Source organism: Paenibacillus sp. JJ-223, from assembly GCF_927798175.1.
In the GTDB taxonomy this organism is placed as follows: Bacteria; Bacillota; Bacilli; order Paenibacillales; family Paenibacillaceae; genus Paenibacillus; species Paenibacillus hubeiensis.
In genome coordinates this window covers 225,758-243,645 of record NZ_CAKMMP010000013.1, presented here as the reverse complement: position 1 = coordinate 243,645, position 17,888 = coordinate 225,758, and the positions used below count along the sequence as shown (strand labels likewise).

The following is a 17,888-nucleotide window of genomic DNA, read 5'->3' as shown; positions in this document are numbered from 1 at the left end:
AGAGCCGCATCCGCGGCAGCCAACAAATACAAGGAGCTTCCGCCTGTCGGAATGGCCGCAATAATGGCCACCACGCCAAAAATAACGTTAAACTCGGCGATCAGCATTTGCGGGTCGATGATCAATACTTGAAATGTGTATCTGGATAAGTATACCGTTTTTTGCGTTTGTTTGCTCAAATAATCCGGCTTTTGCGGAATCACGTCATTCAGCTCTACCTGCTCCAGCCATGGACTCATCTGATTCAATACATTCCCTAGCCCCGTGGAATCCATGATGCGTTCCATCAGTCCTGGTTTGCCACCGGCGTTCCCTTGAGAAGACGAAGACTTCGTACTCAGTACCGGAGGCGGCGGCAGCATCGCCTGAATTTCGGCTTCCGTTTTCCCTGCTGCCGTTTCTTTCGCCCACATCTCCTTGGATTGCTGCTGCCAGTTGTGAATAGCCGTGCGGTCGCGATCCATCTGATCGTATGTCTGCTGCTGCTGTTCCAGCTCCGCTTGCTTTTGTTCTTTGCTTTTCTTTTCGGGCTCGGCGGCTGGCTGGTTTACGTACTTCTGTTGATAGACGTTTTTTTGCTCCTCCGCCGATTTGCTGCTCATCCATGTCTTCGCCTGATCCGACAGATTGGGATCGTTTTTGGCCGTCTCGGCAACTTTGCTGCGAATGTCTGCACGTTGTGCATCCGTTAACTGGACCGCCGTTCGTAATTGCAGCGACAAATCCAGTTCCTCTTTCATGATCTCGCCATCGGCCAGCATGTCCAAATACAATTCTTCCAGTTCTTCTTCGGTCAGCAGTTCCATGAAATCCACGTTGACCTTTTGCAGATCCACTTTTTTGCTCTGGATTCCTACCCGGTTTCCATTCAGCACTACATATTGGTCCACATTGGTTTGCAGCACAATCTGCTGCTCGGCCTGAATTCGGAAGGACTCCAGCATACCCTTGTCGCTTCCCGAACCGACCTCAATCTGACTACTCGCCACAACCAGCAAATCTTCCGTGGCGTTCAGGCTAATGTTTCCCGCATCCAAATGCAGGCTGACGCTTCCCTTCTTGAACAGGACTCCGTCGTCGCCGAGCTGCATCCGGGCTTCTCCCGGCATTTCGAACACTTTGGTCTCCGGCTTCTGAAAAACCGTTCGGCCCTTCATCTCTTCGCTGCTGCCCCGGACGGAGTTAATGGCCATCGCCTGCTTCTCCGTTCCGCTCGGGAAGTACACTTTGATTCGTGCGCCTTCCTCCGGCAAACAGTGAAAGATATTGTTGCCTTCGCCCGAATAGGGAAACCACCAATTGGCGTGATCATCATGCTGATCGTCGATATCCAGATGAACCTTCACCATGTTGTTTGCCCGTTTGATGACGCGCCCTTCCAGGGACCTGCCCTGAAGCTGTTCATTCCGCCTGGATTTACGTCGCAAGCTTTGCCGTTTGACCAGCAAATACTCATATCTCAACCTGCCGGATAGATAACTGATCACAGACTCGGACACCACCCAGATCTGTCCTTTAAAAGAAACATCATCTCCAACTTGGCAGAATTGCTCCGTCGTGACCCGATAGCTCACAAAATCGGACTCGATCAGTTGATTGGCGTCATCTCCTTCGGCATGGGCTTTCAGCTGCTTATACAGCTCCCTGTCTTTTAAAGCCGTATATCTTATGGCCACAATCTCTGTGCCCCACGACAAATCGGGTACACCGAAAAACACCCTCGGCGCATCCATCGTGACATCCGGCAAAATCACGGTTCCTACCCGCGCAGCAAGACGTTGGAGAAATTGCCAGTCCGTCTCTTCATATTGCACCAGCAAGGCGCCGATCGATGACTGATCGCTCGTAGCCATGTTCTGGGCGTCCCCTCCGGGATACCTTCCAGCCAATTGGCGAACCGCCTCCGTATAGGTCAGGCGTTTATTCTGGTAGGAACGGCTCTTCGGTGTCATATCCATCACATAACTCCGCGAGAGAGCATGGACCTCCACCAGCGGAATTCCGTCCTCCATTTGGATGTCTACCTTCGTAATTCCTCCGGCAAACCAGCTCTCCGGCCTGGAATCCGTCATTTTTTGCAAAATCAGACTGTCGCTAAAGCTGCTATGCAACAGGCATTGCTCTGCCTCTTCTTCACTCATGCGAACGGAAAACACACACTTCGCATGTGCGTTAAACGCTCTTTCAACCCGAAAGCTTCGCAAGTCCTTAATTTTATACGGCCAGCTTAACTCGTATCCATCTCCCTGATAAATAACCTCCACCCATCATTCCCCCTTTACCGTTACCTGACCGAAAATTCAGGGGGAGCCGGGTCCATGCCATTCGTGAGCAAACCGATCTTTCCGCCACATTTGCAATACAGGCAGGACTTGCTCGTGAGCGCAGGTACCCCTTGAATGGATACATTGGGACTGCCGTTGGTCCATTGAGCTTTCGCTCCGGTTAATGCATCTACCAGCGAATCAAGCATAGGAAGTGCAATCAGGGCACTTTGCTGCAAGGCTGCCTTCGCCGTAAACGGAGCCTGTGTCGGAGCCGCGGCCGATGCCGTGGGCATCAGTTGCGGCGAGCATGGATATATGGGTTTTCCCATCGTAGGTTCTGTTGGATCAGGATCAATCATATAAGACGGATCCGACATCGGTCCTGTTATCTTTTCAGCAAGCTTCATGGGATGCAGCTCACTCCGGCAATAACCGAATGAATAAAAGTTTCCGTCGATTTCCTGCCCCATTTTTGCAAAAGGAATGCCATGAATGGTTCCGGGTTCGGAGGTCGACGGCACACAATCATCCACCGTGAGCATCGGGCTCCCGTTAATATAGATTCCATTCGGCTCCAGCTTGTTAAGTACCTCTTCATGGGTTCCGAACGTACAATGCATATAGGCACCCGCAGTTACGTAGGTATCCTCGCTTCTCCAAGGAGAAGCAAGCAATTTGTTCCGTGTGTCCTTTTTCAGAATGGTATCTGTAATCCCCATCTACTCTTCCCCTTCTGTTATCCGAATTGGTCTTATGTTTAAGCCGTATATTCCCGCCTTTAATAACTTTTCTGCAACGTCCAGCCGAACTATAACCAGATGCGAACGGTAATAAGGAATACACCAGATTGAACTTTCCTCTAAGCTCCGGAGATTCATTTCCAACCCTGTCACTTGCCCGGCCTGAACGCGAATTCGCTCCGGGTCCATTCCAGACACTTTGGGCAGAGCGATCCAGTCGTAGAACGTTTGATTCTGCTGCTCCAGGTTCATGACGACCACTCGTTTCCGTTGAAGGTCAGGTTCGGCTTTAAGCATGATTGTGGCAATATTCTCCGTAAATAGCTGGACCGGATAATGGTCGATGACACAGGGACACGTATAACCCTTGCCTGATTTCACAAACACGATTTCTTCATTGGCCGCTTCACTGTACCCTTGAAGCATTCGTTCCGGCCATTGTATGCTTTGCGCTTGCTGCAGCAGACGACGGTCATGCTCGATGATGTAATGCTCCATCCCATCCCTCTCCCTCTCCTCATTCTCCTAAGCTTCAATCCACTCTACGGAAGCCCGCTGCTCGGGGGTTAATCCAACTCGAAATCGATCCTGTGCCAGCATCCGGCTGCCGGATAGGTCCGCTCCCGTAAAATCCGTTCCTTCCAGTATTGCACCTGCGAAATCACCCGCGATTCTGGCATATCTGAATGTTGCATGACTCAGATTGGCACCTTGAAACAGAACACCATGTATGCCATAAACAAGCCCATGCGTCTCCACAAAAGAATCCCGACCGCCCAGTGCCCCATCGAATCTGGCACCCGTCAGGTCACACTCCCGAAAATCCGCATCGAACAGCAGCGTTTGCCCATAATCGGCCTGCATGCAGCGACATCGTTCGAAACGTGTGCCAAGCAGGCTTGCCCCTTCAAAATGACTGCCGCTCAGATCCGCTTCCTCGAATCTGGCGTAATTGAAATCCAGCTCCGCGTAATTTCCGTGTTGGAGATCCACTCCGGCAATATGCTCGTAAATATATTCGGACGGCAGTCGGCTTTCCAACCAGCCTTTACATGTGATGGAACTCCTCTGGATTCGGTTGACACGATACACGGATTCGGTGACATCATGATCCAGATATTCCCCCACGCGGACTTCAAAGTGGCCGTCTTTTCGGATGCCTTCAAAGGAATCCAAGGTCCGAATCGGTTCCATGGCATGACGAACGGCATGAACCATATACACGTGAAAAGGATACAACTGTCCTGCCTGCCATGAATCCAATGCCGCCTGGTCAATGCGATTCATATAACGTCTGCGCCCAAGCTCGCATGCCTCAAACCACTCGTTCATGAAGCGATAGATCCAGCCGGCATCATACAGAAATCCGCTCAAAGGGACTTCGCTTTCCCGGCGTCGATCGCTCGCATGCAGCATGTACGCAGGGTCCCCTTGGCTAAGCCTGGTCCGCATCAGCGAAACGTGGATCGTGCTGCAATCTCCAAGCTCTCCGCGTGCCTGCTGAAGTTTGATATTCTCACATAACGCGCCGAATAACGGAACGAGACCTTCCCTGATCTCGCCTCTGTTCGCCGTATAATATTCATGCAGCTCGCGTATTTTGGCATTCCGCCACGGCAGTGCTTCTTGCTCCAGAAATTGCTGCCATAGTTCTACCTGATGCATCGTTCAACCCCCGCGTATTTATTGGTTCATTAAAATCTCGATGCCTTTAATGACGACTTGTCCCTGATCAATCTTCAAACCCCCGTTGCCATCCTTTGTGGACATATCGATTTGATTGGCCTGCAGGGTCACCGTCTCCGCGACCAATTCCACCTGTTTGCCGGCCTGCAGCGTAATTTTGTTTTCACAGTTCAGGATGATGGTTCCCGCACTGGTCAATGTCAGCGTCGCTCCTCCAGTCGCCCCGGTGATCGTGATTCGATCCTCTTCAAAAGTAATCTTCTGTCCCGTCGGCGTAAGCAGGAATTTCGTATTGGGATTCGCCATCAGATCTTCCTTGAGGTCCTTGTCGAAGTTGACGATCGGTTGCAACTGCTGCTGCTGCACGATGGTTGTGGTGCCGCCCCCTGCGGCACCGCTGCCTGGACTCCCGCTCCCGCCGGCATGCGATGACACGCCGGATGCCGGAGATGCCGTACTTCCCGCACTTTCTTCAGCAGGCAGTTTTTGGCGAACCGAGCTTAGCGCAATGCCTTCGTTTTCCCTGGCATTAGGGAAATAGAGGCGTATGCTGTCGCCTTTCTCAGGCATGCAGTACCATCCGGTCTGATCTTCCGATGCATACATGGTGGAATACGGGAACAGATGGGCCGCGGCCAGGCTCCATTCCTGATCGACGTCCAGGTGAACCTGGACCTCATCCCTCACCACGCCCATGATCTTTCCGGAAATCGACGCGCCGACCAGTCGGGAATTGTAACGCTTCCGACGATATGCCGATGCCCTGTGACCCAGCACATAGTGATGGACAAGCAGCCCCTGCTTCATCTCGGTTCGAATCTCGAATACATGCAGCGAATTTCCTTTGAACTGAACGATGTCGCCAAGCTGAAGCACACGGTCGCGAACCTGGACTTCATAGCGGATGAAGTCTTTTTCGTTCAGATCGCCCTTTCCCGATTTGGCTTCTTTCTGATAGGCAAGCATGTCCTTATACATCCGGTAATGCGTGGCTTCAAGCTTGCCCGCATCGCGATGTTCGGGCAGTCCGAGATAGATGCGGATGCGTTCCTCCGTTGATACGGGAATAATTACCGTGTGGTAATGCGAAGCGAGCCGTTTCAGAAATTCCCAATCGGTCTCCTGATATTGCAGCGTATAACCACCGAGCTTTTTTTTCTCGGTAAATGTATTGAAGACTTGTCCATCCGGGTAGAGGCCGCATATTTTCTGCATCACATAGGGAATCAACAGCGAAGCGTTCTGAAAGGAACGGGTTTCCCGCCGAAGATCCATGGCGTGTGAATGAGACACCGCCTCCCCCTCAAGCCAATACACCTTGTTCTCCACCCTCACGCGGAGCTTCAGAATGATTCCGTGAAACAAGCGTTGTTTTCGGCCCTGATCGTCCGTATACAACAATTCCACAGGCGTGCTCTCATCAGCCATTCGCACATACTGCTCTTCCTTTTCTTCCGGAATCACTCCTGTAAAAGCAAGCCTTCCGTGCTCGTGCACCTTCGCATGGAATGAAACTTCATGGATCCGGATTTCAAACGGCTGAATCTGCAATTGCTCATAACTGATCGTTAGTGAAGACATAACACCAAACACCTTCTTTTCTCTTAGATGTTTTAATTTACTATTTATCGTCTTTATCAGTAAATAAATTAATATTTTATCTTTATTTTCAATAAAAAGGATAAAAAATAAGACTTTATATAAATATCTCTCCTTCATAACCGCGCACCAAAAAGAGGCAGTATCGCTACTGCCCCTTCTTCCAACCTACATATTCATTCATGTTTTCATACGCGGAAAATGGTTCTGCCGTCCCAGGCTTAGACCTCGATAATGATCGGCAAAATCATCGGTCTGCGCTTGGTCTGGGCATAGATATAGTTGCCAAGCTCGTCTTTCAGTTTGCGTTTGATGACGTTCCACTGGTTCACGCCCGCTTCGGTCAACTCTTCCATGCGGCCCGTGACGAGCTCATGCAGCTCGTTCATGAACTCCTCCGAGTCTTTGACAAAGACGAACCCGCGCGAAATGATTTCGGGGGCCGTCACCATTTGTTTCTCGGTTTTGCTCAGCGTGGTGACGATCACGAGCATGCCGTCCGACGATAGCTGCCTGCGGTCGCGCAGCACGACATTGCCCACATCTCCCATGATCAGGCCATCGACGAGACTGTTGCCGGACGGGATTCTCGGTCCCAGCGAAGCGGTGCCATCCTTGTACTGCACCATCTGCCCATTGTTGACGATAAAGACGTGATCCCCGTCCATGCCGACGGATTCGGCCAACAGCCGATGCTGGTACAGCATGCGGAATTCGCCGTGTACGGGAACGAGGTATTCGGGCTTCATCAGCGTAAGCATCAGCTTCAATTCCTCTTGGCTGCCATGTCCCGACACATGCATGCCTGTACTGCCGCCAGAGCCATAGATAACCTTGGCCCCAAGCACATAGAGGTTGTCAATGACATGAGCGAGATTGCGTTCGTTGCCCGGAATGGCTCCGGCTGCAAGGATGACCGTATCACCGGCGGCAACTCTAACGTGCGGATGTTTGCCTGAAGAGAGGCGCGACAACGCTGCCATCGGTTCCCCCTGACTGCCCGTACAGAGGACGACCACCTCACTCGGCGCAAATTGTTCCACATCGACAGCTTCGATAAGCAAACCTTCCGGCACGTCCAAATACCCAAGCTCACTCGCCACATCGACCACGTTCACCATGCTTCTTCCGAGCAGCGCCAGCTTGCGACCGGTCTGGAACGTAGCGTTAACGATCTGCTGCACGCGGCTGACGTTGGACGCAAACGTGGAGATGAATATTTTCTGCTTGGCACGAATGAATGCATCCAAAATGTGATCCCCGACCACCCGCTCGGAAGGCGTAAATCCGGGACGTTCGGCATTGGTGCTCTCGGAAAGCAGCAGATGCACGCCTTGTTTGCCGATTTCGGCCATGCGATGCAGATCCGGATAAGGCCCGCTTGCGGGCGACATGTCGAACTTGAAATCCCCGGTGTGCACAACATTTCCAACAGGCGTACGGAAAAAGATACCCAGGCAATCCGGAATGCTGTGGCTCGTTGCAAAAAATGAAACGTCGAATTCACCAAGCGTAATGTTCGACTTTGCGTCGATGGTGTGCATATCCGTTTCCCGAAGCATTCTATGCTCTCTCAACTTTAACTCGATCAACCCTCTGGTCAATCTGGAAGCGTAAACAGGAATGTTGAGCTGTTTCAAAAAATACGGGATCCCCCCAATATGGTCTTCATGACCATGCGTAACGATCAGCCCTTTCACCATCTCTTCGTTTTCCAGCAAATAGCTTACGTCCGGAACGATCAGATCGATCCCCGGCAGCGTTTCGTCGGGGAATTTCGAACCGCAATCCACCACGATAATATCGCGGCGGTACTGGATAATATACATATTTTTGCCGATTTCATTTACGCCGCCAAGCGCGGCAACGAACAATTTGTTGTCATCAGGGTTCACGTCACAGCCTCCTCTTCATCTAGGTCCAGGCTACGTATCGCTGGACACACCTATTCCTATTATGGAAAAATCCGCTGCAACTATGCATGGTGAAGGATATGAAGATCGCGGGATACGGCTTGGAGGCTGCAAAAAAGCCACCCGGAAAGATGTTCCCAGGTGGCCGAAATGAAAATTTAGGATAGCGGGGTATACTATTTACAATTCCTTTGCAAACTGCTGCCTAACCACGTAAACCTTTCAGAAACTCAGGCCGGTTTATTGCCGCTGCGACAATACTTCCTTTTCGTACGATTGAACGTCGGCAATCCATTGCTCGCGTACCGGCACGCCTTGCTGTGCGCAATAATAATCCCAGATCGCACCGAACGGATACGACTTGAACTCTTCGGTGAGCGCCAGACGCATGGTATAGTCGCCTTCCAGTTCAGCTTGTTTCAATGCGTCCACAGGCTCCAGCATGGCGCGCAGCAGCGCTTTGATCGTATTGCGCGTACCGACAACCCAGGCAGCTACGCGGTTGATGCTTGCATCAAAGAAATCAAGGCCGATATGCGTCGTGGACAGCAAATCATGGCGGACAAGCTCGCGCGCGATTTCCAGCAGCTCATCGTCCATAATGACGACATGATCGCTATCCCAGCGCATCGGACGGCTGACGTGCAGCAAAATGCCGCTCGTAAACAAAGCGAGAGAAGACAACTTGTTCGAGATGACCTCTGTCGGATGGAAATGCCCGGCATCGAGGCAGATTAGCGTATCATTTTGCAGGCCATACCCCATGTAAAACTCATGCGAACCGACCACGTACGCTTCGGAGCCCAGACCGAACAGCTTGCTCTCTACCGCATCCAAATGATGCTTTGGATCAAGCTTCTCCGCAAATACTTCGTCAAGGGATTCTTTAAGCCGTTTGCGAGGTGCCATGCGATCGACCGGATTGTCTTTGAAGCCGTCGGGAACCCATACGTTCGTGACGCAAGTTTGCCCGAGCTGCTCGCCGAAGTAAGCGCCGATGCGGCGCGATGCTTTGCAGTGGTCAATCCAGAATTGGCGGATTTCCGGATCGGGATGGCTCAGCGTAAAGCCGTCGCTGGATTTTTCATGGGAGAAGCACGTCGGGTTGAAATCCAATCCAAGCCCTTGTTCTTTCGCCCATTTCACCCAATTTTCGTAGTGCTTCGGTTCAAGCCGATCCAATTCCACCTGCTCGTCCGTATCCGCATAGATGGCATGCAGGTTCACTTTATGTTTGCCAGGGATCAGCGAAAAGGCTTTTTCCAAATCGCCGCGAAGCTCCGCAGGCGTCGTAGCCGCCCCGGGATATTGTCCCGTTACCGAAATGCCGCCGGTCAGCTCCCCATCCTTGTTAAGGAAACCTTTAACGTCATCGCCTTGCCAGCAGTGCACCGAGACCTTGATGTCCGCGAGTTTTTTGAGCACCTCGTCCGTGTCGATTCCATGTTGGGCATAAAGCGATTTGGCCGCTTCGTAAGCCTGTTTGACTTGATTGTCCATACCCGATCGTTCTCCCTTCTTATCGCGTGAATGCTGCCGGTACGCCGCCGTCGATCGTCATCATGCAGCCTGTCGTTTTTTCCGATTTGGACGAAGCGAAGAAAGCGATGCCCTCGGCAATGTCTTTTGGATAAATGTTCACGAGCAATGTCGTGCGTTTGCGGTAATACTCTTCCAATTGGTCCGGCTCGATGCCGTAAGCGGCCGCACGTTCGTTTCTCCACGAACCGTTCCAGATCGCCGAACCCTGCAGGATGGCATCCGGCAGAATCGTGTTGACCCGAATGCCGAATTCGCCGCCTTCCGCCGCGATGCAGCGGGCCAGATGAGCTTCCAGTGCCTTGGCTGCGCTGTAAGCGGACGCGCTTTTGCCCGCATAGACGGAGTTCTTCGAACCGATGAACACCATGCTGCCGCCGATGCCCTGCTGTTTCATCAGCTTGAACGCTTCGCGGGCCACCAGGAAATATCCCGTGCCGAGCACGTTCATGTTCAGGTTCCATTCTTTCAGGGACGTTTCGTCAAACGGGCTCGACGTTGCCAGCCCTGCGTTGTTCACGATAATGTCCACGCCGCCGTATTGCACGGCAACTTCGGCATATGCGGCCTGAACGGCTGCTTCATCCGTTACATCCATTTTAAGGGCGTAAGCACGGTTTGCACCATACTGGTCATTGATCTCCTGCGCTACTTTTTGCGCACCTTCGAGGTTCAAGTCCGCCAATACGACGTGAGCGCCTTCGGACACCAATCTGCGTGCCGTTTCACTGCCGATGCCGCCGGCGCCGCCCGTAATGAAGGCCACCTTGCGCGAAAATTCGGTTTCTGCCGGAGCGAGGGACAATTTGTACAGCTCGAGCGGCCAGTATTCCACGTTATAGGATTCGTTCGCACTAAGCGACACGAACTCGCCGAGGCTCGTTGCCCCGCGCATGACCGCGATCGCGCGATGGTAGAGCGCGCCGCTGACCTGGGAGAGCGCCCAGCTCTTGCCTGTGTTGATCATGCCGATGCCCGGGATGAGGATGACGCGCGGCGCCGCTTCGAACATGACGTCGCCTTCGTTTTTGTTTTCTTCAAAGTATTGCTTGTACTGCTCCTTGTAAGCGGCCACGCCTTGCACGAGCTTTTCTTTCAAGCCGTCCACGTCGTCCGCGTTTGGCGTCCAATCGATGAACAAAGGCACCACTTTGGTATGAACGAGGTGATCCGGGCAAGCCGCTCCCACTTGGGACAGCTTCGGGGAATTTGCACCGCCGACGAAAGCGAGCACGTCGTCCTGGTCATCGAAGGAAAGAATCATTTTTTTACTGTCCGAAACGGCACCCCGCAATGTAGGCATGACCTGGGCCACGATTTGGCGACGTACCTCTGCGGGCAGTGCCGTATGTTTCACGCCGCCGAACAGGCTGCCTTCATCCACGCGTGCTTCGATGAACGCTTCGGCTTCATTGATGATTTTGATCGTTTGCGCATAACATTCCTCGGAGGTTTCTCCCCATGTAACCAGGCCGTGCTTCTCCATCAGCACCAACTCGGCTTTCGGATTGGAGAATACGCTTTCAGCAATCATCTTGGACAACGTGAATCCCGGGCGCACGTATGGGACCCATACGAAACGGTCGCCGTAAATCTCTTTGGCCAGCTCCTTGCCGTTATCCGCGCAGCAAAGGCTGATAATCGCATCCGGATGTGTATGGTCCACATGCTTATATGGAAGGAACGCATGCAAAAGCGTCTCGATGGAAGCACGCGGATGTTTCGCATCGATCATGCAATGCTCCAAATACTCTACCATCTCTTCATCGGTCATCGCTTCGCGTTCGATCAGCGGGCGGATATCCTCCAGCGCCAGCCCCGTAAAATGCTTCGCTTCCATGGAACCCAGGTCGGAACCGCTGCCTTTAACATACATCACTTCGATATCGCGACCGCGGAAATCCTTCACGGTTGTTTTCGTGGACGTGTTGCCGCCATAAATATTACATACGCTGCGGTCTGCTCCGATCAGGTTGGAACGGTAGACCAACTGTTCGAGCCCCGTTGTTTTCTCCGAAGCCTGCGCTGAATTCCATAAACTCTGTACCATTCATTTCCCTCCGATAATGTTTGTTTTGTTCATAATCAGAGTGTAACATCTTTGTTTTGTTTTGAAAACAATAGATTTTAAAAATAAACGGAAATATTCAAAAGAAATACGTTGAAGTATGCGCTTTAATGCAAAAAACACCCTGACAAGGGTGTCAAGGTGCCTGCTTTGACTGTTGCCGGTCGATTTCGCTGATCCGTTTCAGAAAACCTTTCGGCGTCATCCGGTGGTACGAAATCAATTCCCCGCGATAAACGACATGAAAGACGCCGTAAGGACTTGGGGCCAATTCCATCATGCGCTCGCGTGTTTCGATCTCGATGATGTTTGGCTCAATACCGATGGATCTTGCCGCTGCGAGCAGGTTGTGGGTGGCAATTTCAAGATAAGGACATTGATCCGTGCGCAGCACGGTAAGGCCGTCCGGATACATGTCCAGCCTTTCGCGCCAATTGTCCGGAAACCGGGCGGGGGATTGCTGCATTTCCGCATCTCCGCGTAACGGATATACATATAGCCCGAATAAATCCATGGCTTGATCCGCCGGCACAAAGCCGTTTTTGACAAATATGGCCGGGTCGGGCGCCCATCCCGAATCCGTGCTGGTCAGCACGGCCACTCCCCGTTTCCCCTGCTGCCGGGCATCTTCGATGCAATGCCGGATCAGCTCTGTTCCAAGCCCGCTTCCGGTCTCGCCCACCCACAAACAGTGGATTACCAAGTACCCGTCCGCATGAACGACTCTCCACGCTTGCTCGCCTGGAGCATATTCGATGAATCCAAGCGTTTTTTTTCCTCGTTTCAACTGGAGATAGTTCAGTCCGGCACTCGCCTGCTTCTCCGTCCATTCGACTTTTCTCACGTAACCGGGGGATTGCTGCATGCTGCGCATGCAGTAGGCTCCCTGTTTCCGAACTTCATTCCGTACAAGCGTTATCTCCATGCATTTCACCCCCACTCTTTATTCATCATTCGCTGCCCAAGCCAAAAGACATGCACGAATGCATTCGGCATGTCTTTACCATATCATAACAGGCAGCCTGCCTACTATGATCGTTTTGTTATTTTGAACTTTTCCAATCTAGGCACAGCAAAAATAACGCACCCTTCTCGTATCCCTCTAAAACTCTACACATTATCCGTTCACGGTCAAACCAACCCGGTAATGAGGTACAGCCTCGATTCGGCGAAATTCCCCCAGCTCGATCCCATCAAATTGTTCGACGTAAGCCTGATTGACAAAGCTCGTTACCGTTCCCTTTCGAATCGGCGTAACGATTAATCTTAGCGGACGCTCGTCCAGCTCCATAACGAACTCCTTCAATCCGATTTTCCATGTATCCCCGTATTGAATATGATCCGTCAGCATCCGCCGGTGGAGATAAGCCTGTGCCACGTCTCCCTCATAATCCACTTCCACGAACACATCCTCGATCTGTTCGGGCCATGTGGTATTCATATGGAGGACGGCCGTGTGCTCCTTCGGATACTCGATCTTCAATTCGGGGGTGTAGACGGGAACCTTCAGCCTGTAGAGTCCGAACTGCCCTTGTTTTCCGCATGACAGTTCGGCAAAGGCGGACGCGGCAACCTGATCCGGCATGGGATATATAGCCAATTCCGTTTCTGCCGAACCCGGCGAAGTACAGATCAACTGATCGTGTTTGACATAAAGATGATTCTTGCCGATAATGAGACGTTCTTGACCGCCTAACCGAAAACGATACGTTTGCAGCGCCTCCTCGCGGGTCAGCGTGAACATGCGGATGATGCGTCCATCGGCCGTGGTCACCTTGATATCACTATCCTTGCCCGGCTCGGGGTAGATCACAACCATCCGGTCTTGTTCCTTGAAGCTTCCTCTCTCCATTTCAAGGCTGTTTATGGAAGAAGCTTCAAAAACATATTCCGCTTTCATCCCTTCATGCTCGTAAAATACAACGGTAACCTCGTCGTTTTCTTCCGACACGAAACGGGTAAGCGGCTGCACCGTGGCACTGACCATTCTGATGCCATATAGATCGAGATGGAACGGCAAAATGGCGGCGCACCCGCTTTTCAGCTGCAGGCTTCCCTCATATGGGTAATTCACAATGCCGTGGGGTGTATCCAACTCAAGGCGTACCTGCCGATCCGGCATCTGCACATGATCCTGATAATTGTTCAGGAAAACAAATCCCATACCGCCTTGCTGGCGCATGGACCAGCGCAGTCCTGTCGTATCGTCCGGCGTCAACGTTTGCTGCTCTTCGGGAATGACGCAGCCCATCGGCGCAAGCGTTTCGCCGTAAGCTTCCAGGAACATGGATAACATGCGGATGCGGTCATACGATTCGCCAACCCGTCCGAATTCGCCGAGCGGTGCCTGGTAGTCGTATGTCATTTTAGGCAAGGCATGCTCGTTCAAATAACCCTTTTGCGAGGCAGGATTGGTCCCCCCGTGATACATGTAAAAACCGATCAGGTTGCTGCCGTTCGCCAGCTTCACCACCGTCATCGCTTCCACGCTGCTTGCGTCGACGTAAGGCCGGGCATGATAGCTGACCTGCATTCCTCCCGCCAGCTCGCAGTAGGCTGCGGGGTATTCGCGGCTGTCATACTGCACCCGCTCCATCGGAGATTCATGCAAGTCGCGGAACAAATACTCCCCGCTTGGCGGTTGATCGGGAATCCACGGCGTATAGGCGTATCCTGCCAGCATGGGCAGCACGCCTCCTTCAGGCACGGCGGCCCCTCCCCAAGCCGTAGCGGTAAAAAACAATGGGCGAATGCCTGCATCCATCGCAATTTCGCGCAGCTTGGCCAGATGCTCTTCCCCGTCCCGCCCGGAAGTAATGTATTTGCCAGCCTTATATCCCCAAGCGTCCAAGGGCGCTCCGGCATGCATGTACTCGTTTTCCAACTGAACGCCGATGATCGGCCCGCCTTCCTGAAAGTACTGTCCCTTCAATTGCCGTGCAATCTGTCGATACAAACGCGCAGCGTAGTGCAGGTATCCGGAATCGTTCGATCTGACTTCGAAAGGATAACTGAACAGCCAATCGGGCATGCCTCCATTGCGGACTTCTCCATGACAGAACGGACCGATGCGGACGATCAGGGCCAGCTCATGTTTGCCGCAAAGATCCACGAAATGACGCAAATTCAGGTGGTTCGCCCAGTCGAACACACCCTCCTCTTCTTCATGGAAGTTCCAGAAAACGTAGGTAGCCACGATGTTGACCCCGCCTGCCTTCATCTTCAGCAGTTCTTCTTCCCATTGCAAATGCGCAAATCGGGCAAAGTGAAATTCGCCTACCACCGGAATATGGGGTTTGCCGTTTCGGGTCATATAATAGTTGGTAAAATCATAAAAATCGCCGTGCGGATTTCTGCCGCCTCGGCCGGACATCATTCCCGGGCGAATCTGCTTGTCCGGTTGATTCAGCGTATAACGGATCACGGAATCTCCCGTGTGCATGCCTGAACTCATTCATAATCACCTCGACTGAAAATGGGGATAGCTCCCCTCGTATAAGCTGATCATACGGCACATGCACCTGCCTGCACATTGACATTCAGAGGTTTATCATGGACGATTTTCGGATTAGCTCGCATCGGACCAAAAAGCAAACCGTGAAATGCAAAAAAACACCTGGGCCAGCACAACTCTTGTGCTGTACGTCCCAGGCGCCTGTTCAATCTTGTATATTGTTGATATATCATCCGTTCGCCTTGACCGGCGTACCGGGTTCATGCAAGCGTATGCTTTAAAAACCATTCGTATAATTCCGGATTGGCATACGTCTCATCCCAGGCGTTATGGTTGCCTTCCGGATATACCGTCAACCGCACGTCGGCATTCAATGCCTTCAAGGCATCAACGATATTTTCGGATTCGGACAATGGAACGACATCATCCTTCGCGCCATGAAACGCCCAAATCGGGGTATCCTTTAATCGCTCCGCCTTGGAGGGAGAAATGCCGCCGCATACCGGTGCGACCGCCGCAAACACGCCCGGATAATCCGCGGGAAGTCCCCACGCGCCGTATCCCCCCATGCTGAGTCCCGTCAAATACACCCTTTTCGGGTCCGCAGGCGTGTTCGCAAGAACATGTTCAAGCACGGCCATGACCACTTCCTTTTGCATCGCCCAAAAGTCATCCTCCGGGCACTGCGGCGAAATGACGATAAATGGAAAGTCATCATCCTTGCTTACAATGGCCGGCAATCCGTGCTCTTTTACCTTCTCCACATCATCGCCTCGTTCTCCCGATCCATGAAGGAAAAGAATGACGGGCCACGTCTTGTCCGCAGACATCTTGGCGGCCTTCGGGATATGCAGCAAATATTCGATCGATACCGTTTTGACAACCTGTTTGGTCAATCGGTTCGCCGTTTGGCTCATTGCACGACCTCGCTTCTTTTCCCGACTTGGGACAGTGCCGTCTCCAGCGCCTGAATGACATCATCGCACCATGCATCGAATTCCGGGTCCTCGACCTGAAGCTCGGGATGCGCCAAAATATGCTCGATCGTGCGCTTGATGCCCTGATCCGCCCGCGTCGTTGCCACGAAATCGGGAACAAGCCTTTTTAATTTGCTGTTGTCGAACACGACCGTATTCGCTTTGTCTCCCAGCAGGCTTCCGTGCAGGTCCTGATCGCTGCATGCCGCCAGGAATGCGGACGAAACGTGGACGGCATTCAACGGTTTGCCCAGTGCATCGGCGATGATGCCGTAAATTTGGTTCCAGGTGACCGACTCGTCGGAAGTAATATGTACCGAATCGCCGATGGCATGAATATTGCCCATAAGGCCGATGAACCCTTTGGCAAAATCACGGTTATGCGTAATCGTCCAGAGCGACGTGCCGTCGCCGTGAATGATAACCGGTTTGTTTTCGAGAATGCGCTTCAACACTTGCCAGCTGCCTTTGGCGCCATGAACGCCCAGCGGGACGGACCGATCGCCATAGGTGTGGCTCGGACGAACGATGGTTACCGGGAATCCCTCGTCCCGATACAGCTTCATCAAATATTCCTCGCAAGCGATTTTGTTGCGGGAATATTCCCAGTACGGGTTCGACAATGGCGTGCCTTCCGTAATCCGGTAGTCCGCCAAAGGCGTCTGATACGCCGATGCCGAGCTGATAAACATGAACTGCTTTGTTTTGTTTTTGAACAAACGGTAATCCCGCTCCAGCTGTGAGGGCACAAATGCAATGAAATCGGCCACCACGTCGAACTCCAGATCTGCAACCAGCTCCGCAACTTTGGCCTCGTCGTTGATGTCTGCTTGAAGCACCTTTACTTCACCGGGCAGGTCCTCGTTCCGATTCCCCCGATTCAACAAATAAAGGTCCCATCCCTCAAGGGCAAGCTGGTTCGTAATCGCCGTGCTGATCGTACCTGTCCCACCGATAAATAGCGCTTTCATTTCATGCCACCTCCTGCATATTGTCCGGACCATTCCATGATATCACGCATAGCAAATAGGAGCAAAGCGCCGGCGAACCCGAATCTTTGCTCCTATCCTGGCCAGTCCTGCTTAGAGGACCTTGATCGTCCCATATTCCATGTACATGCCGCAATTGAATTCGTATTCCCCCGGCTTTACGTTGGGATCGATCGTATAGTAATTGTCGCCTTTTTGCAAATAAAAATCCATGCCAAGCTTGCTGGAAAGCACCGAATTGATATGCGTGACTTTCCGGGTCAGGTTAAAGTTGATTTTGGTCGGCACGCCAGCTTTGACTTCGATGACGTTCGGCACGAAGCCGTCATTGCTTACGCTGACATGGATCACTTCATATCCGGCCAAATCCTCCGCCGTGTCCGCTTTGGCAACTGCCGCCGTTCCTGTACCCGGGGACATATCTTTGCCCAAAAAGTACACGGCGAACGCTCCCAGCACGACAATGACACCAAGTCCCAGTGCAAGGTAAGGCCATCCTTTTTTCAACATGTTCATAGGTAACGCTCCTCTTTCCGTTCTACGTACGCAAATCCAACGATTCACAACCTTATTAGCATAACCGATTTACATCCCGATGAAAATGGCCCCACTGGGCTATGGTCTTGCAAGACTTCTTTGGAAAAGGAACATAACCC

13 protein-coding genes are annotated in these 17,888 nt (G+C 52.2%); all 13 read right to left on the bottom strand.

Annotated features, from left to right (window positions below; all coding sequences use genetic code 11):
* The coding region (locus L6H98_RS22320; RefSeq protein ID WP_236419625.1) for a contractile injection system protein, VgrG/Pvc8 family at positions 1 to 2,264 on the bottom strand (2,264 nt) is incomplete at its 3' end.
* Positions 2,265 to 2,284: 20 nt separating this feature from the next.
* Positions 2,285 to 2,986, bottom strand: a complete 702-nt coding sequence (locus L6H98_RS22315; protein ID WP_236419623.1) for a PAAR-like protein — start codon at positions 2,984 to 2,986, stop codon at positions 2,285 to 2,287.
* Positions 2,987 to 3,505 (bottom strand): hypothetical protein, encoded by a 519-nt coding sequence (locus L6H98_RS22310; protein WP_236419621.1) that lies wholly within the window; start codon positions 3,503 to 3,505, stop codon positions 2,987 to 2,989.
* 27 nt (positions 3,506 to 3,532) lie between these two features.
* Positions 3,533 to 4,672 carry a pentapeptide repeat-containing protein gene (locus L6H98_RS22305; protein WP_236419619.1) on the bottom strand — a complete coding sequence of 380 codons (1,140 nt, stop codon included), beginning with the start codon at positions 4,670 to 4,672 and terminating at the stop codon, positions 3,533 to 3,535.
* A gap of 18 nt (positions 4,673 to 4,690) precedes the next feature.
* A complete protein-coding gene (locus L6H98_RS22300; RefSeq protein ID WP_236419617.1) occupies positions 4,691 to 6,274 on the bottom strand; it encodes a contractile injection system protein, VgrG/Pvc8 family in 1,584 nt (527 codons plus the stop codon).
* A gap of 239 nt (positions 6,275 to 6,513) precedes the next feature.
* The gene (locus L6H98_RS22295; protein ID WP_236419616.1) at positions 6,514 to 8,187 is read right to left on the bottom strand and encodes a ribonuclease J; all 1,674 of its coding nucleotides are present in this window, start codon (positions 8,185 to 8,187) and stop codon (positions 6,514 to 6,516) included.
* A 258-nt stretch (positions 8,188 to 8,445) separates the two neighbouring features.
* A complete protein-coding gene (gene rhaA / locus L6H98_RS22290) occupies positions 8,446 to 9,705 on the bottom strand; it encodes an L-rhamnose isomerase (RefSeq protein WP_236419613.1) in 1,260 nt (419 codons plus the stop codon).
* A 19-nt stretch (positions 9,706 to 9,724) separates the two neighbouring features.
* Positions 9,725 to 11,794: a bifunctional aldolase/short-chain dehydrogenase gene (locus L6H98_RS22285; RefSeq protein WP_236419612.1), complete on the bottom strand. Its 2,070-nt coding sequence runs from the start codon at positions 11,792 to 11,794 to the stop codon at positions 9,725 to 9,727.
* A gap of 154 nt (positions 11,795 to 11,948) precedes the next feature.
* Entirely contained in the window at positions 11,949 to 12,737 is a 789-nt protein-coding gene (locus tag L6H98_RS22280) for an N-acetyltransferase (protein WP_236419609.1), read from the bottom strand.
* Positions 12,738 to 12,929: 192 nt separating this feature from the next.
* On the bottom strand, positions 12,930 to 15,266 hold the full coding sequence (locus L6H98_RS22275; RefSeq protein ID WP_236419607.1) for a beta-galactosidase: 2,337 nt from the start codon (positions 15,264 to 15,266) through the stop codon (positions 12,930 to 12,932).
* Between the two features lie 260 nt (positions 15,267 to 15,526).
* On the bottom strand, positions 15,527 to 16,183 hold the full coding sequence (locus L6H98_RS22270; protein WP_236419605.1) for a prolyl oligopeptidase family serine peptidase: 657 nt from the start codon (positions 16,181 to 16,183) through the stop codon (positions 15,527 to 15,529).
* Complete coding sequence (locus L6H98_RS22265) at positions 16,180 to 17,214, bottom strand: SDR family oxidoreductase (protein WP_236419604.1); 1,035 nt, start codon at positions 17,212 to 17,214, stop codon at positions 16,180 to 16,182. The genes L6H98_RS22270 and L6H98_RS22265 overlap by 4 nt, the downstream gene beginning before the upstream one ends.
* 111 nt (positions 17,215 to 17,325) lie before the next feature.
* Positions 17,326 to 17,748, bottom strand: a complete 423-nt coding sequence (locus L6H98_RS22260) for a cupredoxin domain-containing protein (RefSeq protein WP_236419602.1) — start codon at positions 17,746 to 17,748, stop codon at positions 17,326 to 17,328.
* Positions 17,749 to 17,888: the final 140 nt, after the last annotated feature.

Bases quoted from the DNA above. Each gene is read 5' to 3' on its own strand.
- L6H98_RS22310 (WP_236419621.1), bottom strand. From the start codon at position 3,505: ATGGAGCATTACATCATCGAGCATGACCGTCGTCTGCTGCAGCAAGCG.
- L6H98_RS22275 (WP_236419607.1), bottom strand. From the start codon at position 15,266: ATGAGTTCAGGCATGCACACGGGAGATTCCGTGATCCGTTATACGCTG.
- L6H98_RS22265 (WP_236419604.1), bottom strand. From the start codon at position 17,214: ATGAAAGCGCTATTTATCGGTGGGACAGGTACGATCAGCACGGCGATT.
- L6H98_RS22270 (WP_236419605.1), bottom strand. From the start codon at position 16,183: ATGAGCCAAACGGCGAACCGATTGACCAAACAGGTTGTCAAAACGGTA.
- L6H98_RS22260 (WP_236419602.1), bottom strand. From the start codon at position 17,748: ATGAACATGTTGAAAAAAGGATGGCCTTACCTTGCACTGGGACTTGGT.
- L6H98_RS22285 (WP_236419612.1), bottom strand. From the start codon at position 11,794: ATGGTACAGAGTTTATGGAATTCAGCGCAGGCTTCGGAGAAAACAACG.
- L6H98_RS22305 (WP_236419619.1), bottom strand. From the start codon at position 4,672: ATGCATCAGGTAGAACTATGGCAGCAATTTCTGGAGCAAGAAGCACTG.
- L6H98_RS22300 (WP_236419617.1), bottom strand. From the start codon at position 6,274: ATGTCTTCACTAACGATCAGTTATGAGCAATTGCAGATTCAGCCGTTT.
- rhaA (WP_236419613.1), bottom strand. From the start codon at position 9,705: ATGGACAATCAAGTCAAACAGGCTTACGAAGCGGCCAAATCGCTTTAT.
- L6H98_RS22315 (WP_236419623.1), bottom strand. From the start codon at position 2,986: ATGGGGATTACAGATACCATTCTGAAAAAGGACACACGGAACAAATTG.
- L6H98_RS22280 (WP_236419609.1), bottom strand. From the start codon at position 12,737: ATGGAGATAACGCTTGTACGGAATGAAGTTCGGAAACAGGGAGCCTAC.